General features: G+C 68.9%; 27 protein-coding genes. 12 read left to right on the top strand and 15 right to left on the bottom strand.

Annotated elements, in window-relative coordinates; genetic code table 11:
• The 3 genes from A5705_RS13890 to A5705_RS13880 form a co-directional block, all read right to left on the bottom strand.
• Window positions 1-420: a DUF5313 domain-containing protein gene (locus A5705_RS13890; RefSeq protein ID WP_067876339.1), complete on the bottom strand. Its 420-nt coding sequence runs from the start codon at window positions 418-420 to the stop codon at window positions 1-3.
• Window positions 421-439: 19 nt separating this feature from the next.
• Window positions 440-931, bottom strand: a complete 492-nt coding sequence (locus A5705_RS13885) for a MarR family winged helix-turn-helix transcriptional regulator (RefSeq protein ID WP_067876342.1) — start codon at window positions 929-931, stop codon at window positions 440-442.
• 89 nt (window positions 932-1020) lie between these two features.
• Entirely contained in the window at window positions 1021-1671 is a 651-nt protein-coding gene (locus A5705_RS13880) for a TetR/AcrR family transcriptional regulator (RefSeq protein WP_067876345.1), read from the bottom strand.
• 102 nt (window positions 1672-1773) lie between these two features.
• On the opposite strand from A5705_RS13880, the gene A5705_RS13875 reads away from it, so the two are divergent.
• Complete coding sequence (locus A5705_RS13875) at window positions 1774-3042, top strand: cytochrome P450 (protein ID WP_068278154.1); 1269 nt, start codon at window positions 1774-1776, stop codon at window positions 3040-3042.
• On the opposite strand, the gene A5705_RS13870 is transcribed toward A5705_RS13875, so the two are convergent.
• Complete coding sequence (locus A5705_RS13870; protein WP_067876352.1) at window positions 3039-3872, bottom strand: NAD-dependent deacetylase; 834 nt, start codon at window positions 3870-3872, stop codon at window positions 3039-3041. The two genes, A5705_RS13875 and A5705_RS13870, sit on opposite strands and share 4 nt — an antisense overlap.
• A gap of 90 nt (window positions 3873-3962) precedes the next feature.
• Window positions 3963-4502: a cysteine hydrolase family protein gene (locus A5705_RS13865; RefSeq protein WP_068278148.1), complete on the bottom strand. Its 540-nt coding sequence runs from the start codon at window positions 4500-4502 to the stop codon at window positions 3963-3965.
• A gap of 57 nt (window positions 4503-4559) precedes the next feature.
• Here A5705_RS13865 and A5705_RS13860 point away from each other — a divergent pair, with 57 nt between their 5' ends.
• On the top strand, window positions 4560-6626 hold the full coding sequence (locus A5705_RS13860; RefSeq protein WP_068278146.1) for an NAD(+) synthase: 2067 nt from the start codon (window positions 4560-4562) through the stop codon (window positions 6624-6626).
• Between the two features lie 15 nt (window positions 6627-6641).
• Here A5705_RS13860 and A5705_RS13855 read toward each other — a convergent pair whose 3' ends face one another.
• From A5705_RS13855 to A5705_RS13830, 6 genes are all read right to left on the bottom strand, one after another.
• A complete protein-coding gene (locus A5705_RS13855; RefSeq protein WP_068278350.1) occupies window positions 6642-7739 on the bottom strand; it encodes a diguanylate cyclase in 1098 nt (365 codons plus the stop codon).
• A gap of 129 nt (window positions 7740-7868) precedes the next feature.
• Window positions 7869-8414, bottom strand: coding sequence for a YbhB/YbcL family Raf kinase inhibitor-like protein (locus A5705_RS13850; protein ID WP_068278144.1), 546 nt, complete (start codon window positions 8412-8414; stop codon window positions 7869-7871).
• Window positions 8414-8983, bottom strand: coding sequence for a 3-isopropylmalate dehydratase (locus A5705_RS13845; RefSeq protein WP_067876362.1), 570 nt, complete (start codon window positions 8981-8983; stop codon window positions 8414-8416). The genes A5705_RS13850 and A5705_RS13845 overlap by 1 nt, the downstream gene beginning before the upstream one ends.
• Window positions 8980-10227: an aconitase/3-isopropylmalate dehydratase large subunit family protein gene (locus A5705_RS13840; protein ID WP_067876364.1), complete on the bottom strand. Its 1248-nt coding sequence runs from the start codon at window positions 10225-10227 to the stop codon at window positions 8980-8982. The genes A5705_RS13845 and A5705_RS13840 overlap by 4 nt, the downstream gene beginning before the upstream one ends.
• A complete protein-coding gene (locus A5705_RS13835) occupies window positions 10218-11102 on the bottom strand; it encodes an oxaloacetate decarboxylase (protein ID WP_067876378.1) in 885 nt (294 codons plus the stop codon). The genes A5705_RS13840 and A5705_RS13835 overlap by 10 nt, the downstream gene beginning before the upstream one ends.
• Before the next feature lie 10 nt (window positions 11103-11112).
• On the bottom strand, window positions 11113-12543 hold the full coding sequence (locus A5705_RS13830) for an MmgE/PrpD family protein (protein WP_067876381.1): 1431 nt from the start codon (window positions 12541-12543) through the stop codon (window positions 11113-11115).
• Between the two features lie 75 nt (window positions 12544-12618).
• Here A5705_RS13830 and A5705_RS13825 point away from each other — a divergent pair, with 75 nt between their 5' ends.
• Window positions 12619-13437, top strand: a complete 819-nt coding sequence (locus A5705_RS13825; RefSeq protein WP_067876384.1) for a GntR family transcriptional regulator — start codon at window positions 12619-12621, stop codon at window positions 13435-13437.
• Here the strand turns inward: A5705_RS13825 and A5705_RS13820 are convergent.
• Together A5705_RS13820 and A5705_RS13815 are read right to left on the bottom strand one after the other, a co-directional pair.
• The gene (locus A5705_RS13820) at window positions 13434-14051 is read right to left on the bottom strand and encodes an isoprenylcysteine carboxylmethyltransferase family protein (RefSeq protein ID WP_068278349.1); all 618 of its coding nucleotides are present in this window, start codon (window positions 14049-14051) and stop codon (window positions 13434-13436) included. The two genes, A5705_RS13825 and A5705_RS13820, sit on opposite strands and share 4 nt — an antisense overlap.
• Window positions 14052-14104: 53 nt before the next feature.
• Window positions 14105-14998, bottom strand: coding sequence for a PfkB family carbohydrate kinase (locus A5705_RS13815; protein WP_067876638.1), 894 nt, complete (start codon window positions 14996-14998; stop codon window positions 14105-14107).
• 340 nt (window positions 14999-15338) lie between these two features.
• Here A5705_RS13815 and A5705_RS13810 point away from each other — a divergent pair, with 340 nt between their 5' ends.
• The 5 genes from A5705_RS13810 to A5705_RS13790 all read left to right on the top strand — a co-directional run bounded on the left by A5705_RS13810 (window position 15339) and on the right by A5705_RS13790 (window position 22515).
• Complete coding sequence (locus A5705_RS13810) at window positions 15339-17399, top strand: adenylate/guanylate cyclase domain-containing protein (RefSeq protein WP_369803312.1); 2061 nt, start codon at window positions 15339-15341, stop codon at window positions 17397-17399.
• Complete coding sequence (locus A5705_RS13805; protein WP_067876390.1) at window positions 17399-18802, top strand: mechanosensitive ion channel domain-containing protein; 1404 nt, start codon at window positions 17399-17401, stop codon at window positions 18800-18802. The genes A5705_RS13810 and A5705_RS13805 overlap by 1 nt, the downstream gene beginning before the upstream one ends.
• Before the next feature lie 111 nt (window positions 18803-18913).
• Window positions 18914-20161 (top strand): glutamate-5-semialdehyde dehydrogenase, encoded by a 1248-nt coding sequence (locus A5705_RS13800; RefSeq protein ID WP_067876394.1) that lies wholly within the window; start codon window positions 18914-18916, stop codon window positions 20159-20161.
• A gap of 36 nt (window positions 20162-20197) precedes the next feature.
• Entirely contained in the window at window positions 20198-21073 is an 876-nt protein-coding gene (locus tag A5705_RS13795) for a MoxR family ATPase (protein ID WP_067876397.1), read from the top strand.
• The gene (locus tag A5705_RS13790; RefSeq protein ID WP_067876400.1) at window positions 21073-22515 is read left to right on the top strand and encodes a VWA domain-containing protein; all 1443 of its coding nucleotides are present in this window, start codon (window positions 21073-21075) and stop codon (window positions 22513-22515) included. The genes A5705_RS13795 and A5705_RS13790 overlap by 1 nt, the downstream gene beginning before the upstream one ends.
• A gap of 22 nt (window positions 22516-22537) precedes the next feature.
• On the opposite strand, the gene A5705_RS13785 is transcribed toward A5705_RS13790, so the two are convergent.
• Window positions 22538-22966: a type II toxin-antitoxin system VapC family toxin gene (locus A5705_RS13785; RefSeq protein WP_067876403.1), complete on the bottom strand. Its 429-nt coding sequence runs from the start codon at window positions 22964-22966 to the stop codon at window positions 22538-22540.
• Window positions 22950-23183 (bottom strand): AbrB/MazE/SpoVT family DNA-binding domain-containing protein, encoded by a 234-nt coding sequence (locus A5705_RS13780; RefSeq protein ID WP_082956473.1) that lies wholly within the window; start codon window positions 23181-23183, stop codon window positions 22950-22952. Before A5705_RS13780 ends, A5705_RS13785 begins: the two co-directional genes overlap by 17 nt.
• Window positions 23184-23254: 71 nt before the next feature.
• On the opposite strand from A5705_RS13780, the gene nadD reads away from it, so the two are divergent.
• From nadD to octT, 4 genes are read left to right on the top strand one after another with little or no spacing between them, the layout of a single operon-like run.
• Window positions 23255-23899 (top strand): nicotinate-nucleotide adenylyltransferase, encoded by a 645-nt coding sequence (gene nadD / locus A5705_RS13775; protein ID WP_082956472.1) that lies wholly within the window; start codon window positions 23255-23257, stop codon window positions 23897-23899.
• A complete protein-coding gene (rsfS, locus tag A5705_RS13770) occupies window positions 23896-24294 on the top strand; it encodes a ribosome silencing factor (protein ID WP_067876412.1) in 399 nt (132 codons plus the stop codon). The genes nadD and rsfS overlap by 4 nt, the downstream gene beginning before the upstream one ends.
• 7 nt (window positions 24295-24301) lie before the next feature.
• Window positions 24302-24982, top strand: a complete 681-nt coding sequence (gene gpgP / locus A5705_RS13765) for a glucosyl-3-phosphoglycerate phosphatase (protein ID WP_067876415.1) — start codon at window positions 24302-24304, stop codon at window positions 24980-24982.
• Window positions 24972-25739, top strand: coding sequence for a diglucosylglycerate octanoyltransferase (gene octT, locus A5705_RS13760; RefSeq protein WP_067876418.1), 768 nt, complete (start codon window positions 24972-24974; stop codon window positions 25737-25739). Before gpgP ends, octT begins: the two co-directional genes overlap by 11 nt.
• Window positions 25740-25741 lie beyond the last annotated feature (2 nt).

Raw genomic sequence — 25741 nt, 5'->3', positions numbered from 1 at the left:
TCAGGTGAAGGGGTTGCTGTTGTCCTGCCACGCGGCCGATTCGGGACGCGGTCCGTAACGGCGGGCGTAGTCCTCGTGCATCTTGGCCTGCTTCTTGTTCTTGAGCACGTCGACCAGGTTCGGGTCGAGGCCATGCTGCGCCAGCCGGTGCCGGCGCCAGACCTTGTTCAGCGCAAGCGAAATCAGCAGGGCCCAGATGTAGAGGGGCACCGTCATCTCGCTGTGCACGTACAGCGAGGCGGGCAGTAGCCAGAAGGGCGCCAGGACGAACAGCGGCGGTATGGCCCACCGGATCATGTGCCGGCGCACGGCTCCCTTGCCGGCCAGGTCGTTGGCGACCCAGTCGCGCATCGAGTCGGGAAGGCATCGCCCGTAGGAGTAGGCGATGTATTGCCAGAGGTTGGGTCTGGTGCTGGCCATGGTGGCGCTCCTTCGGGGGTCAGGTCTGTAGGGCACCGGCGGCCAGGGCGGCCGCGTTGATCCGGCTGAGCACCCGGTGCAGGTGCCGCAGTTCGTCCATGTCGACGCCCAGGCGTTCGACCACGGCGGGCGGAATCTGCAGCGCGCGCCGGCGCAGCGCGGTGCCGCCGGCGGTGAGTCTGACGTCGGTCGAGCGCTCATCGACGGCGTTTCGGGTGCGGGTGATCAGCCCGAGCGCCTCCAGGCGCTTGAGCATCGGCGACAGTGTGGCCGAATCCATCTGCAGCGTGGCCGCGATCTCCTTGACCGCCAGCGGTTTTTGCCGTCCCGCTGGTGTTTTCTGATGATCCCAGAGGGTCAGCATCACCAGATACTGGGGATGGGTCAGTCCCAGCGGTTCCAACAGCGGCCGGTAGACGGCCAACACGGCGCGGTTGGTCACGCTCAGTGCGAAGCAGACCTGCTGTTCGAGGGCGAGCGGGTCGATTTCGGGGGCGGTCGGTGCGGCCACACTTTCACCGTACGCTAATAGTTAGGGCCCTAACTATGTTGCGTTGATCACTGGATTTGGTGGCGATGCGACCGCAGCGTGCCGATGCGTCAGGCCGGCGGCATCGCCGTCAGATACAGGCTGCCCCAGATGATCTGGGCCAGCGCCTCGGCCAGCTCGGCATCGTAGGAGTCCGGGGCGGTCGGAAGATTCTGCTGGCATGCGCGCTCGACCATCCACGTCAGCGCGCTCGCCGTGGCGGTCGCGGGGAGCTCGGGCCGGATGGAGCCGTCCGCCTGGCCGTCCTGAATGACGCGGGTCACCCGCCCGGTGATGGCGGTCAGCAGGTTTTGATAGGTCGCCCCGACCACCGCGTCGTAGCCGGCCATCTCGTTCAGGGCGACGAGCACCGGTTGATGACGCCGATACCCGGCGACAATGCCCGCCGTCGCGGCGCGGACGTCGGCGGGGTCGTGCCGCCACGCCACGCTCCACCAGCGGTCGGCCCGGTCGGCGAGGTCGGCGAACACCTGACCGGCCAGCCGGCGCAGCAGGTGGCCCTTGTCCTCGAAGTAGATGTAGAAGCTGGCCCGCGAAATGCCGGCCTCGCCCGAGAGCCGGTCGACGCTGAGCTCGGTGAAACTGGCGCCGTCGCGCATCAGCCGCTCGGTGGCGTCCAGCAACCGCCGCTCGAGCTGCTCCCGCCGCTGCTGGCGTCCCTGCTCGCGATTGGCCTGCGCCTTTCGGGTGACCGACGGCATTCGGCCAGCATAGTCCAGCACTCGACGCATTGACTAGACATCATGTCTAGGCATACTGTCATTCACAGTCTGTGACCGGGGTCATAACGAGGAGGAGCAGCGATGGCGGTGTTGGTGGAGAGGTCCGGCGGTCCGCGGGCGTACGACCCGATCGATCTGTCGTCGCGCGCGTTCTGGTCCACGACCGCGGCGGAGCGGGAACGCTCGTTCGCCGTGCTGCGGGCCGAGCGGCCGGTGAGCTGGCATCCTCCCGTCGAAGACGCGCTGATGCCCGACCCGGACGACGCGGGATATTGGGCCGTCACCCGGCGCTCCGACATCGTCACGGTCAGCCGCAACAACGACGCGTTCTTGTCCGGCAGGGGCGTGATGTTCGAGAGCATCCCGGTGGAGCTGCTCGAGGCGTCGCAGTCCTTCCTGGCGATGGACCCGCCGCGGCACACCAAGCTGCGCAAGCTCGTCAGCGCCGCGTTCACCCCGAGGCAGGTCCGCCGCATCGAGGATTCGATCAGGGCGAACGCCAGGACCATCGTCGAGGAGCTTCGGGCGGCCGGCAGCGGGGCGGACTTTGTCGACCGCTGCGCCAAGGAACTGCCCATCCGCACGCTGTCGGACATGGTGGGGATCCCGGAATCCGAACGCGAGCTCATGGCGCACGCGACCGACGCCATGGTGTCGTGGGCCGACCCCGACTATCTCGACGGCCGCCACCCGATGCAGGTGTTGGTCGAGAACCAGACGTACGTGCATCAGGTGGCCGGCGCCCTCGCCGCGGAGCGCCGTGAGCGCCCCGGGGACGATCTGATCAGCGGCCTGGTGAACGCCGAGGTGGACGGTGACCGGCTGTCCGACGCCGACGTGGCGGCGTTCTTCGTGCTGCTCTCCGTGGCGGCCAACGACACCACCCGCCAGACCACCAGCCACGCGCTGAGGGCGCTCACCGACTTCGGAGAGCAAAGGGAATGGCTGCTCGAGGATTTCGACAACCGGATCGGCACCGCGGTCGAGGAATTCGTCCGGTGGGCCTCGCCGGTCATGACCTTTCGCCGCACGGCCGCAACGGATTTCGAGCTGGGCGGCCAGACCATCCGCGCGGGCGAGAAGGTGGTGATGTTCTACCCGTCGGGCAACTGGGACACCGAGGCGTTCGACCATCCGGAGCGTTTCGACCTGAGCCGCAACCCCAACCCGCACGTCGGGTTCGGTGGTGGCGGGGTGCACTTCTGCCTCGGCGCCCACGTCGCCCGCGCGCAGCTGCGCGCGATCTTCGGCGAACTCCTCCGTCAGCTGCCGGGCATTCAGGCGGGCGATCCGACCTACGTGGCAGGCAATTTCATCCACGCCGTGCGTAGCATGCCCTGCACGTTCTAGCGGACGGCCAGCGGCGCCAGTTCGTCGGCAAGCAGGGTCAACAACTCCGAGCAACCGCCGTCGACCTTGACGGTGGCCAGGTCGTCGCCCCGGGTGGCACCGCGGTTGACGATGGCGATCGGCATGCCCCGCGCCGCGGCATGGCGCACGAATCGGTAGCCGGAGAACACCGTCAGCGACGAGCCGGCCACCAGGAGCGCCTCGGACCGATCGACCAGCGAAAACGACTCGGCCACAATATCTTTGGGAACGCTCTCGCCGAAGTAGACGATGTCCGGCTTGAGCATGCCCGCGCAGCGCGGGCAGTCGAGGTAGCGGAACGACGCGGTGTCGGCGAGGACGGCGTCGGCGTCGGGAGCCACCGCCAGCCCGCCGACGGCCTCGGCGCGCTCGACGAATCCGGGGTTGAGCGCCTCGAGTTGCGTGGCGAGCGCGGCGCGGCTCAGCGCGTACCCGCAGCCCAGGCAGACCACCCGTGCGTAGCTGCCGTGCAGGTTGACGACGTTTCGGCTGCCGGCCTTGGTGTGCAGCAGGTCGACGTTCTGGGTGATCACGCCCGTCACGATCGACGCCTGCTCGAGCGCGGCCAGCGCCCGGTGCCCGGCGTTGGGCCGGGTCTCGTCCATGTGCCGCCACCCGACGTGGTTGCGCGCCCAATACCGCTGCCGGAACACCGGATCCGACGTGAACTGGCGGATGGTCATGGGATTGCTCGGCGGCGAATCGGGACCGCGGTAGTCGGGAATGCCGGAGTCGGTCGACATCCCGGCCCCGGTCAGCACCGCGACCCGGCGACCGGTCAGCAGCGCGACGAGTTCGGGAGCGTCCACGCCTCGAGGGTAGTGCCCCGGGCGAGCGTGCGTGTTCGTCCGCCGACACGCCGACGAAGCCGGCATTGTGCGCACGCTCGCGGCGGATCGTCAGCCGAGGCAGTCGGCCGCGGTGGTGAGCCCGGCGGACATGTTCTGCTCCATCATCCGCAGTGCCGCCTGGCCCAGGTCCGCGTCGATGTGGGCGACGGCGTCGGTGGGGATCACGACGGGGAAGTGGCGCACGTAGGCGTCGAGCGCGGTGTAGAGGATGCACTGCTCGGTGACCTGGCCGGTGAGGATCAACCGCTTGGTTTCCAGGCGGCCGAGCAGATACGCCAGCGCCGTCGCGTAGAAGGCGCTGTGGCGCACCTTGGTCATGACCCGACACTCGTCGGACGGCAGGATCGGCTTGACCAGATCGGGCCGCGCCCCGTCGAGTGCGGAGCCGACGATGTCGGAGAACTGAGCGGTGAAATCGCCGTAGTTGTCGTTGACGTAGACCAGGTCGACGCCGTCGGCCTGCCGCGCGCGGCGGACCAGGTCGGCGAGCGGGTCCATGATTTTCTCGACATTGGGTATGAGTTCTTCAGCGTCGGGATGCTGATACGTGTTCATCATGTCGACCACTAGGACAGCGGTATCGCTCATACCGTTGGGGATACCCGACGGGCAGGGGTTGACACTGCTCGGGCGACAATGGGAGGGATGGTGTCTTCCAAGGACTTCTACAACAGCTACGGCCAGGGCTTTGTCCGCGTCGCCGCGTGCACCCACCACACCACGCTCGGCGACCCGGCGGCCAACGCCGAGTCGGTGCTGCGGCTGGCACGCGAATGCCACGACGACGGCGTCGCCGTGGCCGTGTTCCCGGAATTGACGCTGTCCGGGTACTCGATCGAGGACATCGTGCTGCAAGACCTCTTGCTCGACGACGTCGAAGCAGCCGTCACGGACATCGTCGCGGCGTCGGCCGACCTGTTGCCGGTGCTGGTCGTCGGCGCCCCGCTGCGCCACCGGCACCGCATCTACAACAGCGCCGTGGTGATCCACCGCGGCGCGGTACTCGGTGTCGCCCCCAAGTCGTACCTGCCCACCTATCGGGAGTTCTACGAGCGCCGCCAGATGGCGCCCGGGGACGACGAGCGCGGCCTGATCCGCATGGGCGACGGGTCCGGCTCGATAGAGGCCCCGTTCGGTCCCGATCTGCTGTTCGCCGCATCCGACCTGCCCGGCTTCGTGTTGCACGTCGAAATCTGCGAGGACATGTTCGTGCCGATCCCGCCCAGCGCGGAGGCGGCGCTGGCGGGGGCCACGGTGCTGGCGAACCTGTCGGGCAGCCCGATCACGATCGGCCGCGCCGAGGACCGTTGCCTGCTGGCCCGCTCGGCGTCGTCGCGCTGCCTGGCCGCCTACGTCTACGCCGCCGCGGGGGAGGGCGAGTCCACCACCGACCTGGCCTGGGACGGGCAGACCATGATCTGGGAGAACGGCGTCCTGCTCGCCTCGTCCGAACGCTTCCCCAAGGGGGAGCGACGCAGCGTCGCCGACGTCGACATGGACCTGCTTCGCGCCGAACGGCTGCGGATGGGGACCTTTGACGACAACCGGCGCCACCACCGGGCGACCGCGGAGTCGTTCCGGCGCATCGAGTTCCGGCTCGACCCGCCGGGCGGCGACATCGGCCTGCGCCGCGAGATCGAGCGCTTCCCGTTCGTGCCGGCCGATCCGCAACGCCTGGAACAGGATTGCTACGAGGCCTACAACATCCAGGTCTCGGGGCTCGAGCAGCGGCTGCGCGCCCTGGACTACCCGAAGATCGTCATCGGCATCTCGGGCGGGCTGGACTCGACGCACGCGCTGATCGTCGCCGCGCGCGCGATGGACCGCGAAGGACGGCCGCGCAGCGACATCCTGGCGTTCACGCTGCCCGGCTTCGCGACGGGCGACCGTACCAAGCGCAACGCGATCGAGCTGTGCCGCGCGCTCGGCGTCACCTTCGCCGAGATCGACATCACCGAGACCGCCAAGCTGATGCTCAAGGAGATCGACCACCCGTTCTCCCGGGGGGAGAAGGTGTACGACGTCACCTTCGAGAACGTCCAGGCCGGGCTGCGCACCGATTACCTGTTCCGGCTGGCCAACCAGCGCGGCGGGATCGTGTTGGGCACCGGGGACCTCTCCGAGCTGGGGCTGGGCTGGTCCACCTACGGGGTCGGCGACCAGATGTCGCACTACAACGTCAACGGGGGCGTGCCCAAGACGCTGATCCAGCACCTGATCCGCTGGGTGATCTCGTCCGGGCAGTTCGAATCCGACGTGACCGATGTGCTGCAGTCGGTGCTCGACACGGAGATCACCCCGGAGCTCGTTCCCAGCGGCGAGGAGGAGGAGCTGCAGAGCAGCGAGGCCAAGGTGGGACCCTTTGCACTGCAAGACTTCTCGCTGTTCCACGTGCTGCGGTTCGGCTTTCGGCCGTCGAAGATCGCGTTCCTGGCGTGGCATGCGTGGAGTGACCCCGAGCAGGGCAACTGGCCGGCGGGATTCCCCGAGGACAAGCGACCGTCTTACTCGCTCAAGGAGATTCGGCACTGGCTCGGGGTCTTCGTGCAGCGGTTTTACTCGTTCAGTCAGTTCAAGCGATCGGCGTTGCCCAACGGGCCCAAGGTGTCGCACGGCGGCGCGTTGTCGCCGCGCGGGGATTGGCGCGCCCCATCGGACATGTCCGCACGCATCTGGCTCGACGAGATCCAGCGCGACATCCCCGAAGACTAGCGGGAGCCTGGCGGGTCAGTTCCTCAGCCGCGCACCGGGAGTGGCCTTCTTCTCCTGGTACATCAGCTCGTCGGCGCGCGCGAGCAGCGCGTCGACGCAGCTGGCTTCGGTGGCCGGTCCCTGCACGATGCCGATGCTGGCCGACAGCCGGTAGGGGCGGTCGCCGGGGTCGTTGAAGCGCCGAAACGCTTCGACGAGCCGCTTTTTCAGCGTCGCCGGGTCGTCCTCGGGCTCGGTGAGCAGTACGCAGAATTCATCGCCGCCCATGCGGGCGAGGATGTCGGACTCGCGCAGCGTGTCGCGCAGCGCCCCGGCCACGTCGGCGATGAGCATGTCGCCGACGTCGTGGCCGTGTTCGTCGTTGACCCGCTTGAGCCCGTCGACATCCAGGAAGGCGAGTTGGAAATCGCTGCCACGTCGGCGCGCCGCGTCGAGCGCCGGCTCGGCCAGCAGGTAGAAGCCGCGGCGATTGTTGAGCTTGGTCAGTTCGTCGGTGACGGAAAGCTGGTGGATCTCCTCGTTGGCGTGCTCGAGGGCGGCGGTGCGGTCGCGTACCCGCTGTTCGAGTTCGGAGTAGACCCGGACGTGCTCGATCGCGATCGAGGTCGAATCGGCCAGGGCCTGCAGCAACGACACCTCCTGGCCGCACGGCTGATGGCGCTCAGCCCAGTAGTTGCCGATCGCCCCGATCGGGTCGAGCTTGCGGATCGGGACCATCACCAGGCTCTGCACGAACGTCGGGCGGTAGATGGCGTGCGGGATGCGCGGGTCGCGGTAGATGTCAGGGATCACGGCCGCTTCGCGGTGCAGCATCGCCCAGCCGCTGATGCAGGCTGCCATGGGGAATCGGCTCCCCTTCCACAACGGGGCGATCGCATCCTCGTCGGCGTAGTAGCACTCGTCGTTGTCGCGCAGCACCAGGGTGGCGCCATCACACCCGGTGAGCTCGCGCGCGCCGGCGCTGACTATGCGCTGGATGTCGTGCAGGCTGCGCGCCAGCGACAGTTCCTGGACGGCGTGCAGCAGGCGTTCCATGCCGCGGACGTAGTCGGCATCGCCGAAGCCGCCGCCCCGGGGGACGGCCGGCGATGACCTCATGAGCTGGGCGTTCATGCGCACCTCCGTGGAGACCGGCCACACCCCCAGCCAGCTGCCGACAAGCAGGCCGCCCAGTTTACCGGAATCGCAGTCGCCGCCCGGGTTCTAGCGCCTAGGGGCCGCGCGCAGGTCGGCGCTAGCGGGCTAGCGCTCGTAGGTGCCGGTCAGCGTGCCGCGGGCCAGCACGTGGCCGCTCATCGTGGAAAGCAACGCCCTGGCCGTGGTGACGGTGTCGGAGACGCGCTCATCGATCGCGAACACCTGAAACCGGTAGCGGTGCGGCCCGTGGCCGGGAATAGGGCGTGGTCCCGCGTAGCCGCGGCGACCCAGGTCCGCCCGAATGAACCGGATCCCGGCGGTTCCCGGCCGCAAGGAGCCGGGCGCCAAGCCGTCAAGCGTCGGTTCCAGCACCGCGATGGTGTGCAGCAGGGGTCGCGGCAGCGGAACGTCGACATCGTCGATGATGAGCACCAGCTGCCGGGCGCCAGGCGGCAGGCCGTTCCAGCGCAACGGCGGCGAGGCGTTGTCGCCGACGCCCTTTCCCGCCGTGGCCCGTGGCATCGCGCCGCCGTCCGCGAACGCCGTGCTGCTCACGATGAGGGACTCAGGCGCGTCGAAAGCGCCGCCGGCCAACGGGCTTCGCCGGGCGCCCGCCCGGACGCCCCGCAGCAGCGGTCCCAGCAGCGCCATCAGGCGCCGCTTCCGGCGCCGCGCATGGCGACCGTGCTCGACCGCAGGGCGTCCCCGAGTTCGGCCGGCAGGTATCCCTGTTCGGCCAACCGGGGGAGCACGCCGCCGCTTTCGATGATCTCGAGGATCAGATCGGGCAGTGGGGGGACATTGCCCGAGGCTCCCGTGGTGTCGTTTCGCCAGGTGCCGGCGGCCAGATCGAAGGTTCCGGTGTCGCCCTCGCGAAACACCTCGGTGGCGTTGGGCACGGTCATCGCCGGCAGGCCGGCGTTGACGGCGTTGCGGAAGAACAGCGAATTGAATTCCTCGGCGACCAGACCGGCGACGCCGAGCTCGGTGAACAACGCCGCGACAGGGCGCGACGAGCCCACCCCGAAGTTCTTGCCCGCCACGACGATATCGCCCGGCGAGACCTGCTCGGTCCAGCCGGGGCGCACCTCGTAGAAGATGTGCTTGGCCGCCTCGGGCGGATCCATCTTCATGGCGAAGGCCGGGTACATGGCGTCGGTGTTGAGGCTGTCGCCGAACACCCAGAGCTTGCCGTGAAATTTCAGCGAGCGGATCGTCATGCCGTCACGTTCCTCGGGTCGGTGATGTATCCGGTGACGGCGGACGCGGCAACGGTCGCCGGCGAGGCCATGAAGATCTCCGCCTCGGTGCTGCCCATCCGGCCGGTGAAGTTGCGGGTGCTGGACGTGATGCACACCTCGCCGGGGCCCACCACACCCATGTGGTAGCCGAAACACGCGCCGCACGTCGAGTTCGTGATCACCGCGCCGGCGTCCGCGAGGTCCTGCAGGTAGCCCAGCCGCATGGCCTCCCGGTACACCGCCTGTGAGGCGGGCGTGACGAGCAGCCGCACGCCGGGCGCGACGGTGTTGCCGCGCAACACTTCAGTGGCGATCTCGAGGTCCTCGAGTTGGCCGTTCGCGCAGGACCCGATGAACGCCTGGTCCACCTTCTGCCGATCCAGCTGCGAGACGGGCAGCCCGTTGCGGCTGACGGTGCCCGGCCGCGCGACGTAGGGTTCCAGCGTCGCAAGGTCGACGCGCCGGACGTCGCGGTAAGCGGCGTCGGGATCCGGTGCCGCAGCGTCGTATCCGGTGACGCCGGCGTCGTTGAGGAAGCGGTCCAGGACCGCGTCGGGTTCGAAGGTGCTGAAATCGGCCGACACCTCGGCGCCCTGGGTGGCGATGGTGCGACGGTCGTGCATCGGGATGCCGGCGAGCCCGGGCCCGCCGAACTCCAGGTTCAGGTTGGCGGCGTCGCCGTACTCGGCGGCGATGTGCAGGAAGATGTCCTTGCCGCTCACCGCTTTTGGTTTGACGCCGTCGAGCTCGTAGCGGATCGTCGGCGCGACCTGGAACCACGTCGTGCCGGTGCACATGATCGAGTACACCTCGGCGGGCCCCAGCCCGCGGGCCGCGGTGTTGTAGGCGCCGGCGGCGCACGTGTGGGAGTCGGTGCAGGCCAGGATCTCGCCTGGGCGCGCCAGCCCGTTCTCGGCGATGACCTGGTGGCAGATGCCGTGCCGCCCGACGTCGTAGAAGCGCTCGATGCCGAAGTCGGCGACGAACTTTCGCGCGTGTCCGCCGCCGGCGGCATCCCTGATCGTCGGCGCGGGCACGGCGTGATCCATGACCACCGCGAGTTTGTCGGGGTCGTGGATCCGGTTGGGCGGTATCCACATGGTGGCGAACTGCAGGTCGATCAGGACGGTCATGTCGACGTCGACCACGACGGTGTCGCCCGGTGACACCGAGTCGCGGCCGGCCTTGCGGGCGAGGATCTTCTCGATGACGGTCATGCCCATGACGGGTCCCTACGCGCGTACCTGGTGTCCAGTTCCAGCCACTCCGCCATGCCGACGAGGTTGAAGAAGTCCCCGGGGCCGGCAGGCAGGTGCGGGGTGATGTCCGTGCCGTTGAGTTCGCAAAGGCTTTGCAGCATTCCGAATGTCGCCTGCATCAGCAGGTTGCCCGGATGGATCGCGATCGCGTAACCCAACTCCTGCAGCCGTGCAGCCGACTGCAGCGGCGTCATGCCGCCGAGCACCAGATTGATCAGCAGGGGAGCGTCCACTTCACGCGCGATGCGCTCGATTTCGCCGGCGTCCCGGGGCGCCTCGACGAAGATGACGTCGGCCCCGGCTTGCGCGTACCGGTTGGCGCGTTCGATGGCGGCGTCCAGGCCCAGCGGGGCGCGCGCGTCGGTGCGGGCGACCACCAGCAGCCCCTCATCCGACCGGGCGTCCAACGCGGCGGCGAGCGTCTGTTCGAACACCGCGGCGTCGACGACCTGCTTGTCCGGCAGGTGACCGCACCGTTTGGGAAACACCTGGTCTTCCAACTGGATCGCCGCCACCCCGGCCGCGTCGTAGGACCGGACGGTGCGCACCACGTTCATGGCGGCGCCGTAGCCCGTATCGGCGTCGGCGATCAGCGGAACGTCGCCCAAAACGCCGGTGATCATCCGGGCCCGGTCGGCCATCTCGGTGGCGGTGACCAGCCCGATGTCGGGCAGCCCGAAGCCCGACGCCGCGACGCCGGCGCCGGTCATGTACGCCGCGATGTGGCCGGTCCGTTTGGTCAGCTGCGCGGAGATGCCGTCGAAAACACCTGGCGCAACAATGAGTTCGCGTTTGGCCAGCAGGTCTTGGAGCCGCTGGCGGGCGGGGGTTGTGACCATGTCCGTCCTTTCAGTCCAGCGCCCCCGCGACGGGGGCGGCGAGCAGGTCTACGAGGTTGTCGTTGTCGTCCAGCTCGTCGAGCCGCACCACTGCCCGCTCGATCGCTTCGGCGCGACCTCGGCTGGTGACGCGGTCGGCCAGGGCATGGAACTTGGCGACGAGCTCGTCGTTGGTGACCGGATCGTTGGGCGCGCCGTGCGGCAGGTCCACCCGGGCGCGGTGCACGGCACCGTCGCGCGTGGTGACCGCGACATCCGTGCGGAACTTCTCGGTGATATCGGCGTCGGTCAACGATTCGTCCAGGTGCACGGTCGTCGCCGCAATCAGTGACCAGATGTCGTCGGCATCCAGGCGGCCGGGGGTGAACTGCTCGGGCAGCACGTCGCCGTCGAGCAGCGCCGCGGCCGTCGCGTAACCGATGTTCATCTGGGCGCCGATCGGGCTGAGCGGCCGCTGCGGGCGCCACCAACCATGCTTGTAGATGGTTTCGCCGACGGTGATGTCGATCTTCGAGATATCTTGTGGCGCAACCGAACTGCGCAGCAATTTGGCGGCGTCGATCGCGCCGTGCAGCCCGCCCATCGCGGCGTAGGACTTGACCATGATGATGGTGGTCTCCCACCGCTGGCCGAGTTGCCCGGTCAGCAGCGAGGCGTCGGGGTCGTGGCCCTCCCCGAAAACGCTGAGAAACCCGCCGTATTCGCGTTCGAACACCCGCTTGATGCCGGTATAGCCGGCCGCCGCGAGACCCGCGGCGTAGAAGCCGTTGCGCGCCGCCAGGCCGTGGTGCATGCGCTTGCTCATGGCCTCGTACTGCGCGGCCATCAGGCCCGCCGACTGGGTGCCGGCGAGGCCGAGGGCGTCCTCGAGTTGCGCGGGCGACAGCCCGCGCAGCTTGCCGGACGCCATGGCCGCCGGGTGGGTACCGAAGACCGAGCCCGAGTGCCAGCCGCGGTCGAGCATCTGCGTGCCGTGCAGCGTGTAACCGACGCGGGGGCCGACTTCGAAGCCGGCGATCGCCGCGAGCAGTAGGTCGGCGCCCCGCGTGGCTGCCGGCCGCGTCGACGCCGTCGACAGCAGCGCCGGGATCAGCAGCGAGCAGCTGTGCAGCGGGGCCAGGGGATGGAAGTCGTCGAGCTCGAAGCCCTGGATGAAGGTGCCGTTGAGGACGGCGGCCGCGGGTGCGCCGGCGGTGCGTCCGGTCCCGATGAGCACAGTGTCGCCGGGGCCCTCCAGGCCGAGTACGGCCGCAGTCGCGATGCGTGACCACGGCAGTTGGGCCCCCACCAGCGCGCAACCGAGGCCGTCGAGCAGCAGGTGTTTGGCACGCTCGACGACGGCCTGGGGGACATCGTCGAGCGTGAGACCGGCGACCCAGGTGGCCAGGCGGCCGGTCGGCCCCGCCGGATCGGTGGCGGGCTGCTGTTGCACGGCGGTCATCGGCCTTCCCTGCGCGGTTGGGATCAGTTGTTATATACATATAACAACTGATCGGCCGGGCGCAAGGGAGGCGGTGTGGAAGCATTGACGACCGTGCGGGGCGGCGGCGGCAAGGCGGGGCCTGTGTCCGCCGTTGCCGGGGTGCCATTGCACCGGCAGTTGTTCCTGGTGCTGCACGACGAGATCGACCGGGGCGTCATCGCGCCCGGCGAGGCGTTGCCCACCGAACAGACGCTGTGCGATCAGTTCGGCGTTTCCCGCATCACGGTCCGCCGGGCGCTGGCGGACCTGGCCGATCAGGGATACATCGAGCGCAGGCACGGCGTCGGCTCGTTCGTGCGCGACCACAGTCCGTCGGATCCTGCGGTGGGCGGCTCGTACATGGAGGGACTGCGCCAGACGCAATTCGAGACCGATGTCGAGGTGGTCGAACTCGGCACGCGACGTCCCCCGCGGGCCGTAGCCGAGGCGCTCGAAGCGCCCGGCGAGCTGCTGCAGATCGTTCGGGTGCGCCGGCAGCGCAGGACCGGCGAGCCGTTGATGGTCAGTGACGCGTGGCTACCGCCCGAATTGGCCGGCGCGTTGACCGAGTCCGCGCTGCGGCGGTCGCCGCTCTACGGGTTGCTGGCGGACGCCGGCATTGTGGTGGACCGCATCCGGCACGAAATCACCGCCGAGATCGCGGGCCCACGCAATGCGCATCTGCTCGACTCGCCGATCGGTGCTGCGCTCCTGCGCGTCAACCGCCTGGCGTTCGTGGCCGACGCGCCGCATCACCACCTGTCGGTCCTGCTATCGCCGAACCGCAGCCGCCTGCTGCTCACGCAGACGGCGGACGAACTGGAAATGGCCGATGGTTTGACGATCGCCCACGACGTGGCCACGCCGCGCTAGCGGAGGAGTCCGACCCCCGGGACGAATCGACCGACTTCGGCGGCGTAAGCGCGGTAGGCGTCGCCGTGCGTCCGCAGCAGGTATGGCTCCTCGACGCGACGGACCTGCAGCTCGATCGTGGCGACGAGGAGGATAACGCCCGCCAGGGCAACGACGTTCGGCGTCACCAGGGCGATCCCGATGCCGAAGATGAACATGGCGGCGTAGATGGGATTGCGTATCCGGCCGAAGACGCCGGTGTGCACCAGCGTGGTGGTCTCTTTGGTGTCGACCCCGATCCGCCAGGAATCGCCCATCTCGAGTTGCGCGTACACCGTTGCCGCGATGCCGGCCGTCGCCACCACGATGCCGACGGTCTGGATGCACACCTCGTTGAGAATGCGCAGGGGGCCAACCACCTTGGCCTCCTGCAGGATTGGGGCGCACACCGCGACGGCCAGCGCGACGACGAAGCCGATCCCGGCGACGCGTTCCACCAAGCCACCGGCCTTGATCCCGCGAAAGCCGGTAGATCCGGTGCGCCGATACTGCAGCCAGCTGCGCCAGCCCAATCCGAGCACTCCGAATATCGCGAAGAGCACCAGGGCCATGTCGGCGGCGGCTGTCGCTGGCATGCGAACTCCCATGACCGCAGTCATCGCCAGCGAGGCTACATCACCGGCGTTGGTCACCGAAAGCCTTCCCGCAGGGCCGCGTCGATCGCCTCGGCCCGCGGCGCGCAGTCGCCGGCGCCGGGCACCAGGGTGGCCAGCGCGCCCGCGGCGCAGGCGCGCCGCAGCGCCGCCAGCCGCTCGGCACGTGCGGCCGGATCCGGGTCCCGGCCGCTCGGCCAGTTCGCTGCCAGCACCCCGGCGAAGACGTCGCCGGCACCAGTGGTGTCCACCGCCTTGACCGCCGGGGCGGGCACGACGAACTCGCCGTCGGCGCCGGCGTAGCGGGCGCCGCCCGCGCCGAGGGTGACCACCAAATGGTTTGGCCGCCAGGGCCACTGTTCGGCCTCGGCCTCGTTCGCGATCACCACGTCCGCGGCGGCGGCGAGTTCGGCCAAGCCGCGGTCGTCCCGGCCGGCGGGGGAGGCGTTGACGATGACGGCCGCCCCCACCGAGCGGGCCTCGTGCGCCGCCGCCACCGCCGTCGGCACCGGAATCTCCAACTGGGTCAACAGCACATCGCAGCCCGCGATCACCTCGCGCGCACCGGCGGCGGCCAGCGTCAGCCGCCCGTTGGCGCCGGGCGCCACCACGATGGTGTTCTCGGCGTTGGCATCGACCACGATGACCGCCGTGCCGCTCGGCCCGGGCAGCATGACCGTCCCGTCGAGCCCAACACCGTTGGCCTTCAGGTGGGTCCGCAAGCGTGCGGCGGCCGCGTCGTCGCCGAGGGCACCGACGAGCTGCACGCGCGCGCCGGCGCGCGCCGCGGCCACGGCCTGATTGCCGCCCTTGCCGCCGGGCGCGGAGCTCAACGTCGACCCCAGCACCGTCTCGCCCGGGCGCGGAAGGGCATCGACGCCGAACGTCAGGTCCATGTTCACGCTGCCGACGACGCAGACCCGTGCCATGACGGCGAGGTTAGCCGGGCCGGATTCCGGCACAAAGCACCCCCACGCTCGGCATATTGACGCCGATCCTTTTGCGGCAATCGCCAATATCGTGATGCAGGCGCGTTAGTCTGCTGCGTGATCGGTGCTGCATCCCGTCACAGGGAGGGAAAGGCGATTGACATCGACCCAGCTGAAAGCGGCCGACGCGGCCGCTGACTCGGGAACGGCGAACAAGCCTGAAAACGCGCCCGAATCCGGCCCGGAATCCGGCCCGGGGGAAAAGGCGCGCAAGAAAACGCGCGGGCCCCTGGTCTGGCACCGTTTCCGGTTCGGCATCCAGTCCAAGATCCTGGTGGCGATGCTGCTGTCCGGCATCCTCGGCGTGAGCGTGATCGGACTCATCGGGGCCATCTCCGGCCGCAACGCGCTGCGGCAAGTCGAGTCCGAGCGGTTGATCGAGTTGCGCGAGTCGCAGAAAAGGCAGGTCCAGGCGCTGTTCCGCGAGGTGACGAATTCCCTGATCGTCTACAGCGGCGGATTCAGCATCAACGAGGCCACGACATCGCTCACCACGGGCTTTGACCAACTGGCCAACTCGACGATCAGTCCCGCCCAGCAGCAGTCGCTGGTCGACTACTACGAGAACCAGATGATCGCACCGATCAAGAGGGCGACGGGCGACGCCATCGACCTCCATGCGGTTCTGCCGAGTTCGCCGGCGCAAAGATACATTCAGGCCTACTACACGGCGCCGCCGAGGCCGAACGCCGATTCGCTACCCGTCGAAGACGCCGGCGACGGGAGTGCATGGACGGCGGCCAATGCCCGCTTCGATTTCTACATCCGCGGCATCGTCACCCGCTTCGATTATCGCGACGCGCTGCTGTTGGACATGCAGGGCAATATCGTCTATTCCGTACGGAAGGGACCCGACCTCGGGACGAATATCCTCACCGGCCCGTATCGCGAATCGAATCTGCGGGACGCCTATCAGAAGGCGCTGCGCTCCAACGACGTGGATTTCGTCTGGGTCACCGACTTCCAGCCGTATCAGCCGGCGCTCGACGCGCCCACCGCGTGGGTGGTCTCACCGGTCGGGATGAACGGCAAAGTGGTTGGTGTGATGGCCTTCCCGGTGCCGATCGCGAAGATCAACAACATCATGACCGCGAACAAGCACTGGGAGGCCGCCGGCATGGGCCCCTCGACCGAGACATACCTGGCGGGCCCGGACGGCCTGATGCGTTCCGACTCGCGGGAATTCCTCGAAGATCCCGAGGAATACCGCCGCGACGCCATCGCCGCCGGCACCGCGCCCGACGTCGTGGAAAGGGCGCTCCGATTGGGTGGCACGACATTGGTGCAGCCGGTTGCGACCGCGGGTTTCAAAGCCGCACAGCGCGGGGAGACCGGCGTCATCAGCGCCACCGACTACCTGGGCAACAAGGAGTTGGAAGCGTACGCGCCGCTGGACATTGCCCATTCTGACCTGCACTGGTCGATCCTGGCCACGCGCGACGACTCGGACGCTTTCGCGCGGCTGGGCAGGTTCAGCAAGACACTGGTGGTCGCGGTGGCCACCCTGGTGTTCGTGATCTGCGTGGCCTCGATGCTCATCGCGCAGGCCGCGATGCGGCCGGTCCGGCGCCTCGAGGAGGGCACGCGCAAGATCAGCTCCGGCGACTACGAGATCAACATTCCTGTCCTGTCGCGCGACGAGATCGGCGATCTCACCGCGGCTTTCAACGAGATGAGCCGCAATCTCGCGATCAAAGAGGAACTGCTCAACGAGCAGCGCAACGAGAACAACCGCCTGCTGCTGGCGCTGATGCCCGAGTCGATCGTCCAGCGGTATCGCGAGGGCGAGGCAACCATCGCGCAGAAGCATCAGGACGTCGCGATCATCTTCGCCGACATCTCCGGGCTCGACGAGCTGTCCAACGTCCTCTCGGGCGACGAACTGGTGGGAATCGTCGACGACCTGTTCCGGCAATTCGACTCGGCCGCCGAAACCCTTGGCGTCGAACGGATTCGGACGTTCCACAACGGCTACCTCGCGACCTGCGGGGTGATCACCCCGCGACTGGACAGCATCCACCGAACCGTTGACTTCGCGATCGAGATGCGCCGCATCATCGACCGGTTCAACCACCAGACCGGTCACGAGTTGGGCCTTCGGGTCGGGATCAACACCGGCAACGTCGTCAGCGGGCTGGTGGGCCGCTCGAGCCTCGTCTACGACATGTGGGGCGCCGCGGTGAGCCTGGCCTACCAAATGCACAGGGGCGCACCACAGCCCGGCATCTATGTCAGCGCCCCGGTCTATGAGGCGATGCGTGACGTGCGGCAGTTCACCCCCGCCGGAACGATCTCGGTCGGCGGAACCGATCAGCCCATGTATCGGCTGTCGGAGCGATGATGAACGCGTGGAACTCCTCGTGGTTCTACTGGGCGATCGGCATCGCGATCGGATTTCCCGTCGGGCTGATTTTTCTCACCGAGCTGCACCACGCGCTCGTCCGCAGGAACAGCCGCCTGGCCAAGCAGGTCGGCCTGGTGCGCAACTACCTGCTGCCGCTCGCCGCGCTCTTGCTGCTGCTCGTCAAGGCATCCCAGGTCCCGGCCGGGGAGGTCCCGGTGCGGCTGCTCACCACGGTGTTCGGCTTTTTGGTGCTGGTGCTGGTGCTGTCGGGGTTCAACGTCGCCGTGTTCGAGAGCGCGCCCGAAGACAGCTGGCGCTCGCGCCTGCCCACCATCTTTTTGGACGTCGCCCGCTTCGCGGTGATCGGCGTGGGGCTGGTCGTGATCCTGTCCTACATCTGGGGTGTCCGGGTCGGTGGATTGTTCACCGCGCTGGGCATCACCTCGGTCGTCATCGGACTGATGTTGCAGAACTCCGTCGGTCAGATCGTGTCCGGCCTGTTCATGTTGTTCGAGCAACCGTTCCGGATCAACGACTGGCTGGACACCGGGACCGCACGCGGGCGCGTCGTCGAAGTGAACTGGCGGGCGGTGCACATCGACACCGGCAGCGGGATGCGGGTGACGCCCAACTCCGTGCTGGCCACCACGGCGTTCACCAATCTCAGCCGTCCGGCCGGTACGCACAAACTGGCGATCACGACGACGTTCGCGCCCGCAGACGCGCCCGACCGGGTGTGCGCCATGCTGTCGCGCGTCGCCCTCGGGCTGCCGCAGCTCACGCCCGACGGCGTGCCCCGTTCGGTACCGGTGGGCGCCGGCGAATACCGCACCTCGTTCGGGCTGAGCTCACCCGCGGACGACGGCGCCGCGAAGTCGACTTTCCTGCGCTGGGTCTGGTACGCGGCGCGACGGGACGGCCTGCACCTGGACAACTGCGACGACGACTACTCGACCCCCGAACGGGTGGAGAAGGCGTTGCGCACCGTGGTGGCTCCGGCGTTGCGGCTCAACGCCGACGAGCAGCGGTCGCTGCAGGCGAGCGCGCAACTCGTCCGCTACGGCGCCGACGAAACGGTGGAGTACGCCGGTCAGGTGCCGCGCGGGATGACCTTCTTGGTCGCCGGGCGCGTGCAGCTGACGGCGATGGCCGACGACGGCTCGATCGTGCCGATCAGCACGCTGGTCGAGGGCTCGTTCCTGGGGCTGACCGCGCTGACTCGGCAACCGAACATGGCGAGCGCGTACGCGCTCGAGGAGGTCACCGCGCTGGAGATCGACCGGGAGCACATCGAGCACCTGGTGACGCGTGAACCGCTGCTGCTGCAGAACTTCGGCCACATCCTCGACGAGCGGCAGAACAAGGTGCGTCAGGCGCGGCGCGGGGAACGGGTGGGCTGAGGCGGGCGCGAGGGGCGATCGCAAGCGCGGCGTAGCCGGGCGAAGCGGGTCGACACCATCGGACCTCCGGGTCGCCTGACTTCGCCGGCGCAGGCCCGATACCCTGGTTCAATGAGTCTGCAAGCTCCCTCGCGTCCTGACTTGCGCCGGGATGTCCACGACGCCGCTCGCCGTGCCCGGGTCGCGGCCCGCGCGCTGGCGTTGTTGCCGACGGTTGCCAAGGACGCCGCTTTGCAGTCGGCGGCCGCCGCGATATGCGCCCACACCGATCGGATCCTGGCGGCCAACGCCGAGGACCTCGAGGCCGCCCGGGCCGCGGGCACCGCGACCGCGATGCTCGACCGGTTGGCGCTGGACCACCAGCGGGTCGACGGGATCGCGGCCGGCCTGCGGCAGGTCGCCGGTTTGCCCGACCCGGTCGGGGAGGTGCTACGCGGTTACACGCTGCCCAACGGCCTGCATCTGCGCCAGCAACGGGTACCGCTCGGCGTCGTCGGCATGATTTACGAGGGCCGGCCCAACGTCACCGTCGACGCCTTCGGCCTGGCGCTCAAGTCCGGCAACGCGGTGCTGCTGCGCGGCAGCTCGTCGGCGGCGAAGTCCAATCAGGCCCTCGTCGACGTGTTGCGCGCGTCGCTGATCGGTGAGGATCTGCCCGCCGACGCGGTTCAGTTGCTGTCGGCCGCCGATCGATCCACGGTCACCCACCTGATCCAGGCGCGGGGGCTGGTCGACGTGGTGATCCCGCGCGGGGGAGCGAGCCTGATCGACGCGGTCGTCCGCGACGCCCGGGTGCCCACCATCGAGACCGGTGTCGGCAACTGTCACGTATACGTCCACGAGGCCGCCGACCTCGACGTGGCGGAACGGATCCTGCTGAACTCCAAGACCCGGCGGCCCAGCGTCTGCAACGCCGCCGAGACGCTGCTGGTCGACGCCGCGATCGCAGGTGCCGCGATGCCCCGGCTGGTCGGCGCGCTGGAAGACGCCGGGGTGACGGTGCATCTGGACGCGGGTGAGGAAGACCTGCGCCGCGAATACCTGTCGATGGACATCGCGGTGGCGGTGGTCGACGGCGTCGACGCCGCGATCGCGCACATCAACGAGTACGGCACCGGACACACCGAAGCCATTGTGACCACGAACATGGCTGCGGCCCAACGCTTTACCGACGGCGTCGACTCCGCCGCGGTGATGGTCAACGCGTCGACGGCGTTCACCGACGGCGAGCAGTTCGGTTTCGGCGCCGAGATCGGCATCTCCACGCAGAAGCTGCACGCGCGCGGCCCGATGGGATTGCCGGAACTGACCTCCACCAAGTGGATCGCGTGGGGAGACGGGCAGATCCGCCCGGCGTAACGCCTTCCGAACCAAGGCTCGAGGAGAACTGAGATTGTGAGTGTGCCCGCCCGGCCGGCGCCGCTGTTCGCCGACATCGACGATGTCTCGCGGCGGTTGGCCGACACCGGTTATCTGCCCGACACCGCCACCGCGACGGCGGTGTTCCTGGCCGACCGGCTCGGCAAGCCGCTGCTGGTGGAGGGGCCCGCCGGCGTCGGCAAGACCGAGCTGGCCCGCGCCGTGGCGCAGGCCACCGGCTCCGGGCTGGTGCGCCTGCAGTGCTACGAGGGCGTCGACGAGGCGCGCGCGCTGTACGAGTGGAACCACGCCAAGCAGATTTTGCGTATCCAGGCCGGCTCCGGGGACTGGGATCAGACCAAGGACGACGTGTTCAGCGAGGAATTCCTGCTGCAGCGGCCGCTGCTGACCGCGATCCGGCGCACCGAGCCCACGGTGCTGCTCATCGATGAAACCGACAAGGCCGACATCGAGATCGAGGGCCTGCTGCTCGAGGTGCTGTCCGACTTCGCAGTGACCGTCCCGGAGCTGGGCACCATCACCGCGGAGCGGACCCCGTTCGTCTTGCTGACGTCCAACGCCACCCGCGAACTGTCCGAGGCGCTCAAGCGGCGGTGCCTCTTCCTGCACATCGACTTCCCCAGCCCCGACCTGGAGCGGCGCATCCTGCTGTCGCGCGTCCCCGAGCTGCCGGCGCACCTGGCCGAGGAATTGGTGCGCATCATCGGCGTGCTGCGCGGGATGCAACTGAAGAAGGTGCCGTCCATCGCCGAGACGATCGACTGGGGCCGCACGCTGCTCGCGCTGGGCCTGGACACGATCGACGACGCGGTCGTCGCCGCCACGCTGGGCGTGGTCCTCAAGCACCAGTCCGATCAGCAGCGCGCGTCCGGGGAACTGAGGCTCAATTAGTGGCCCGCCGCATCCGCCCCACCCGCCCGCTGGCCCCGCACGGGCTGCCGGGCCACCTGGTCGGGTTCGTGGAAGCCCTTCGCGGGGCCGGGATTTCGGTGGGGCCGTCGGAGACCGTGGACGCCGGCCGGGTGATGGCCACCCTCGGCCTGTCCGATCGCGAGGTGCTGCGCGAGGGCATCGCCTGCGCGGTGTTGCGCCGCCCCGATCATCGCGACACCTATGACGCGATGTTCGACCTGTGGTTCCCCGCGGCGTTGGGCGCCCGCGCCGTCGTGACCGACGAGGACGCCGGCGGGGCGCAGGACGACTCCTTGCCCGCCGATGACGTCGAAGCGATGCGCCAGATGCTGCTGGACCTGCTCAACGAGAACCCCGACCTCGCGGACATGGACGAGCGCCTGGTGGCGATGGTCGCGCGGATCGTGGAGGCCTACGGCAAGTACAGCTCCAGCCGCGGCCCGTCGTTCTCGTCGTATCAGGCGCTCAAGGCGATGGCGCTGGACGAACTGGAGGGCAAGCTGCTGGCGGGCCTGCTCGCCCCGTACGGCGACGAGCCCACCCCCAGCCAGGAGCAGATCGCCAAAGCCCTTGCCGCGCAGCGGATCACGCAGCTGCGCAAGATGGTCGACGCCGAGACCAAACGCCGCACCGCCGAACAGCTCGGCCGCGACCACGTCCAGATGTACGGCATCCCACAGCTTTCCGAGAACGTCGAGTTCCTGCGCGCTTCGGGCGAACAACTCCGCCAGATGCAACGGGTGGTGGCGCCGCTGGCCCGCACCCTGGCGACCCGGCTGGCGGCCCGCCGGCGACGCTCGCGCGCCGGGGTGATCGACCTGCGCAAGACGCTGCGCAAATCGATGTCCACCGGCGGGGTGCCGATCGACGTGGTGCTGGCCAAGCCCCGCCCGGCGCGCCCGGAACTGGTGGTGCTCTGCGACGTCTCGGGGTCGGTCGCGGGGTTCAGCCACTTCACCCTGTTGCTGGTGCACGCGCTGCGCCAACAGTTCTCGCGGGTCCGCGTGTTCGCCTTCATCGACACCACCGACGAGGTGACCCACATGTTCGGGCCCGAGGCCGACCTGGCCGTGGCGATCCAGCGGATCACCCGGGAGGCCGGGGTGTACAGCCGCGACGGGCATTCCGACTACGGCAACGCGTTCGCGTCGTTCGCGCAGGCGTTCCCCAACGTGCTGTCGCCGCGCGCCTCGTTGCTGGTGCTCGGCGACGGCCGCACCAACTACCGCAATCCCGAGACCGAGCTGCTGGCGCACATGGTGACCGCGAGCCGGCACGCGCACTGGCTCAACCCCGAACCCAGGCACCTGTGGGGCAGCGGCGACTCGGCGGTGCCGCGCTACCAAGAGGTCATCACGATGCACGAATGCCGGTCCGCCAAGCAGTTGGCCGCGGTGATCGACCAGCTGCTGCCCGTGTGAGGTGCACGCCAGCGGCGCCGCGTCAGGCCAGTAGCTCGACCTCGACTTGGAGCCGGCGATAGATCTCGAGTGCCCGCCGGTCGCGGGTCACGAGTGTGAGCCGGTGCTCGTTGGCGGCCGCGCCGACAAGCCCGTCGTAAACCGAGCCGCCGGCGATCCCGGCTGATCCGAGCGCCGCGAGCAGCGCTGCGGCGGCGCGAGCCCCGAGGAACCTCGTCTCGGGGAACGTTCGGGTCAGCAGCTGCGTGACCGTCGCGGGGGTCCGCCGCGCCGGGGGCGGTAACCGGGTGAGCACGGAGAAGGTCTCGAATGCGGCGTGGCCGGCCAGACCGAGGGCGCGGCCGCGCAGCGCCTGGAAGGTGTCCTCGTGATGTTCGTGGTCCGCGACCACCAGGGCGACGGCGACGCTGGTGTCGACGAGCACCGCGGTGGTGCTAGCGCTGGTCGGCATCGCGCAATGCCTGCACGAGGGCGTCGTCGATGTCGACGCCGCCCGCGGGTATGACAAGACGCCCGTCTCGCTCTTCCAGGGGGCCATCGGCCAGCGGCTCGACGCGCAGACCGGCGCCGTCGGCCGTCACCTCCACTTCGCCGGGTTGCAGCCCGAGATGGTCGCGCAGCACCTTGGGGATAACCAATCTACCTGCCTTATCGATGGTTGCGCGCATGCCCAGAGATTACCATTGTCCGGCTGACGTCATCCGAGCCGGACTCGAACGCTCAAGTAAGCTGGCACATCGTGCAAACGCAGCTTCGCAGGCTCGGGGTGATGGGTGGGACGTTCGACCCCATCCATTACGGCCACCTGGTTGCCGCGAGTGAGGTCGCCGACCTGTTCGACCTCGACGAAGTGGTGTTCGTGCCCAGCGGCCAGCCGTGGCAGAAGAGCCGGCACGTCTCCGCCGCCGAGGACCGGTATCTGATGACGGTGATCGCGACCGCGTCCAATCCCCGGTTCTCGGTCAGCCGGGTCGACATCGACCGCGGCGGTCCCACCTACACCCGGGACACCCTGCGGGATCTGCACGCCCTCAACCCGGAATCGCAGCTGTATTTCATCACCGGCGCCGACGCCCTGGAATCCATCCTGTCGTGGCAGGGCTGGGAAGAGCTGTTCGGGCTGGCGCGCTTCGTCGGCGTCAGCCGGCCCGGCTACGACCTGCGGCGCGAACACATCACCGGCGTGCTCGGCGAACTGACCGAGGACGCGCTGAGCCTGGTCGAAATCCCGGCGCTGGCGATCTCGTCGACCGACTGCCGCGCCCGGGCCGAGGACGGCCGCCCGCTGTGGTACCTGATGCCCGACGGTGTGGTGCAGTACGTCTCCAAGCGCCGGCTGTACCGCACGCGCCAAACCACCCTGGCCGCCGGGAACGACACGTGACCGCCACCCGGGAAGCGATCGACATGGCGACCGTGGCCGCCAGCGCTGCCGCCTCGAAGCTGGCCGACGACGTGCTGGTCATCGACGTGTCGGGCCAGTTGGTGATCACGGACTGCTTCGTCATCGCCTCGGCGTCCAACGAACGGCAGGTCAACGCGATCGTCGACGAGGTCGAGGAGAAGATGCGCAAGGCGGGCTACCGCCCGGCGCGCCGCGAAGGCGCCCGGGAGGGGCGCTGGACGCTGTTGGACTACCGCGACATCGTCGTGCACATCCAGCATCAGGACGATCGCAACTTCTACGCCCTGGACCGGCTGTGGGGCGATTGCCCGGTGGTGCCGGTGGACCTGGACGAGGCCGACCGGGGCCCCGACGAGTCGGCGAGCGCGCAGTGAGGGCGCAATGAGAATCAGACGGCTGGTGATGTTGCGGCACGGGCAGACCGATTTCAATCTCGGGAGCCGGATGCAGGGCCAGCTGGACACCGAGCTCAGCGACCTGGGCCGCGCGCAGGCGGTGGCCGCCGCCGAGGTGCTGGGCAAGCTGCAGCCGCTGCTGATCGTTTCGTCGGACCTGCGGCGCGCCTACGACACCGCGATCAGGCTGGGGGAGCGCACCGGGCTGAAGGTCTGGGTGGACGACCGGCTGCGCGAAACCCATCTCGGCGATTGGCAGGGCCTGACGCACGGGCAGATCGACGTCGAGGCCCCGGGTGCCCGACTGGCCTGGCGGGAGGACGCGACGAGGGCGCCGCACGGCGGGGAGAGCAGGGTCGACGTGGCCGCCCGCAGCCTGCCGTTGGTCGCCGAACTGGTCTCGGGGGAGTCGGAGTGGGGCGACCCGAACCACCCGGATCGGCCGGTGGTGCTGGTCGCTCACGGGGGGCTGATCGCCGCCCTGTCGGCCGCGCTGCTGCGGCTTCCCGTCGCCAACTGGCCGATTCTGGGCGGCATGGGCAACGCGAGCTGGGTGCAGCTGTCCGGCCACTCCGAGGATTGGGGGGCCGGCGCCGATTTCGATGCCATCCGCTGGCGTCTGGATGTATGGAACGCTTCGGCGCAGGTGTCCAACGATGTCCTCTGAGCCTTCCCCCGAGCGCGGGTCCCGGCCCACCCTGCTGGTGTTCGCCGACTCACTGGCCTACTACGGGCCCACCGGCGGGCTGCCCGCCGACGATCCGCGCATCTGGCCCAATATCGTTGCCGCACAACTGGACTGGGATGTCGAGCTGATCGGCCGCATCGGCTGGACCTGCCGTGACATCTGGTGGGCGGCGACCCAGGACCCGCGGGCGTGGGCGGCGCTGCCCAGGGCGGGCGCGGTGATCTTCGCCACCGGCGGGATGGATTCGCTGCCGTCGGTATTGCCGACCGCGTTGCGCGAACTGATCCGCTATGTGCGGCCGCCGTGGCTGCGCCGCTGGGCCCGCGATGGCTACGCCTGGCTGCAGCCTCGGCTTTCGCCGGTGGCGAGGCCGGCCTTGCCGCCGCACCTGAGCGCCGAATACCTCGAACAGACCCGCGGTGCAATCGATTTCAATCGCCCAGGGATCCCGATCGTGGCGTCGCTGCCGTCGGTGCACATCGCCGAGACCTACGGCAAGGCGCATCACGGCCGGCCCGGGACGGTGGCCGCGATCACCGAATGGGCGGAGCGACACGATATCCCGCTGGTCGATCTCAAAGCCGCTGTGGCAGAACACGTCATGAGCGGCCGCGGCAATCCCGACGGCATCCATTGGAATTTCGAAGCACACCAGGCGGTCGCCGAGCTGATGCTCAAGGCGCTGGCCGGAGCATTGCAGAAAGCTGAAGTATCGAACGAGAAGCCTCGCGGGTAGCG

Origin of the sequence: Mycobacterium sp. E787 (assembly GCF_001668725.1) — a bacterium.
Classification (GTDB): Bacteria; Actinomycetota; Actinomycetes; order Mycobacteriales; family Mycobacteriaceae; genus Mycobacterium.
This window is presented reverse-complemented; position numbering and strand designations above follow the sequence as displayed.

Bases quoted from the DNA above. Each gene is read 5' to 3' on its own strand.
- A5705_RS13835 (WP_067876378.1), bottom strand. From the start codon at position 11,102: ATGGTCACAACCCCCGCCCGCCAGCGGCTCCAAGACCTGCTGGCCAAA.
- A5705_RS13800 (WP_067876394.1), top strand. From the start codon at position 18,914: ATGAGTCTGCAAGCTCCCTCGCGTCCTGACTTGCGCCGGGATGTCCAC.
- A5705_RS13785 (WP_067876403.1), bottom strand. From the start codon at position 22,966: ATGCCGACCAGCGCTAGCACCACCGCGGTGCTCGTCGACACCAGCGTC.
- gpgP (WP_067876415.1), top strand. From the start codon at position 24,302: ATGAGAATCAGACGGCTGGTGATGTTGCGGCACGGGCAGACCGATTTC.
- A5705_RS13830 (WP_067876381.1), bottom strand. From the start codon at position 12,543: ATGACCGCCGTGCAACAGCAGCCCGCCACCGATCCGGCGGGGCCGACC.
- A5705_RS13805 (WP_067876390.1), top strand. From the start codon at position 17,399: ATGAACGCGTGGAACTCCTCGTGGTTCTACTGGGCGATCGGCATCGCG.
- A5705_RS13815 (WP_067876638.1), bottom strand. From the start codon at position 14,998: ATGGCACGGGTCTGCGTCGTCGGCAGCGTGAACATGGACCTGACGTTC.
- A5705_RS13820 (WP_068278349.1), bottom strand. From the start codon at position 14,051: ATGCCAGCGACAGCCGCCGCCGACATGGCCCTGGTGCTCTTCGCGATA.
- A5705_RS13875 (WP_068278154.1), top strand. From the start codon at position 1,774: ATGGCGGTGTTGGTGGAGAGGTCCGGCGGTCCGCGGGCGTACGACCCG.
- A5705_RS13845 (WP_067876362.1), bottom strand. From the start codon at position 8,983: ATGACGATCCGCTCGCTGAAATTTCACGGCAAGCTCTGGGTGTTCGGC.
- A5705_RS13810 (WP_369803312.1), top strand. From the start codon at position 15,339: ATGCTGCTGTCCGGCATCCTCGGCGTGAGCGTGATCGGACTCATCGGG.
- octT (WP_067876418.1), top strand. From the start codon at position 24,972: ATGTCCTCTGAGCCTTCCCCCGAGCGCGGGTCCCGGCCCACCCTGCTG.
- A5705_RS13865 (WP_068278148.1), bottom strand. From the start codon at position 4,502: ATGAGCGATACCGCTGTCCTAGTGGTCGACATGATGAACACGTATCAG.
- A5705_RS13890 (WP_067876339.1), bottom strand. From the start codon at position 420: ATGGCCAGCACCAGACCCAACCTCTGGCAATACATCGCCTACTCCTAC.
- A5705_RS13860 (WP_068278146.1), top strand. From the start codon at position 4,560: ATGGTGTCTTCCAAGGACTTCTACAACAGCTACGGCCAGGGCTTTGTC.
- A5705_RS13780 (WP_082956473.1), bottom strand. From the start codon at position 23,183: ATGCGCGCAACCATCGATAAGGCAGGTAGATTGGTTATCCCCAAGGTG.
- A5705_RS13880 (WP_067876345.1), bottom strand. From the start codon at position 1,671: ATGCCGTCGGTCACCCGAAAGGCGCAGGCCAATCGCGAGCAGGGACGC.
- A5705_RS13850 (WP_068278144.1), bottom strand. From the start codon at position 8,414: ATGGCGCTGCTGGGACCGCTGCTGCGGGGCGTCCGGGCGGGCGCCCGG.
- A5705_RS13855 (WP_068278350.1), bottom strand. From the start codon at position 7,739: ATGAACGCCCAGCTCATGAGGTCATCGCCGGCCGTCCCCCGGGGCGGC.
- A5705_RS13840 (WP_067876364.1), bottom strand. From the start codon at position 10,227: ATGGGCATGACCGTCATCGAGAAGATCCTCGCCCGCAAGGCCGGCCGC.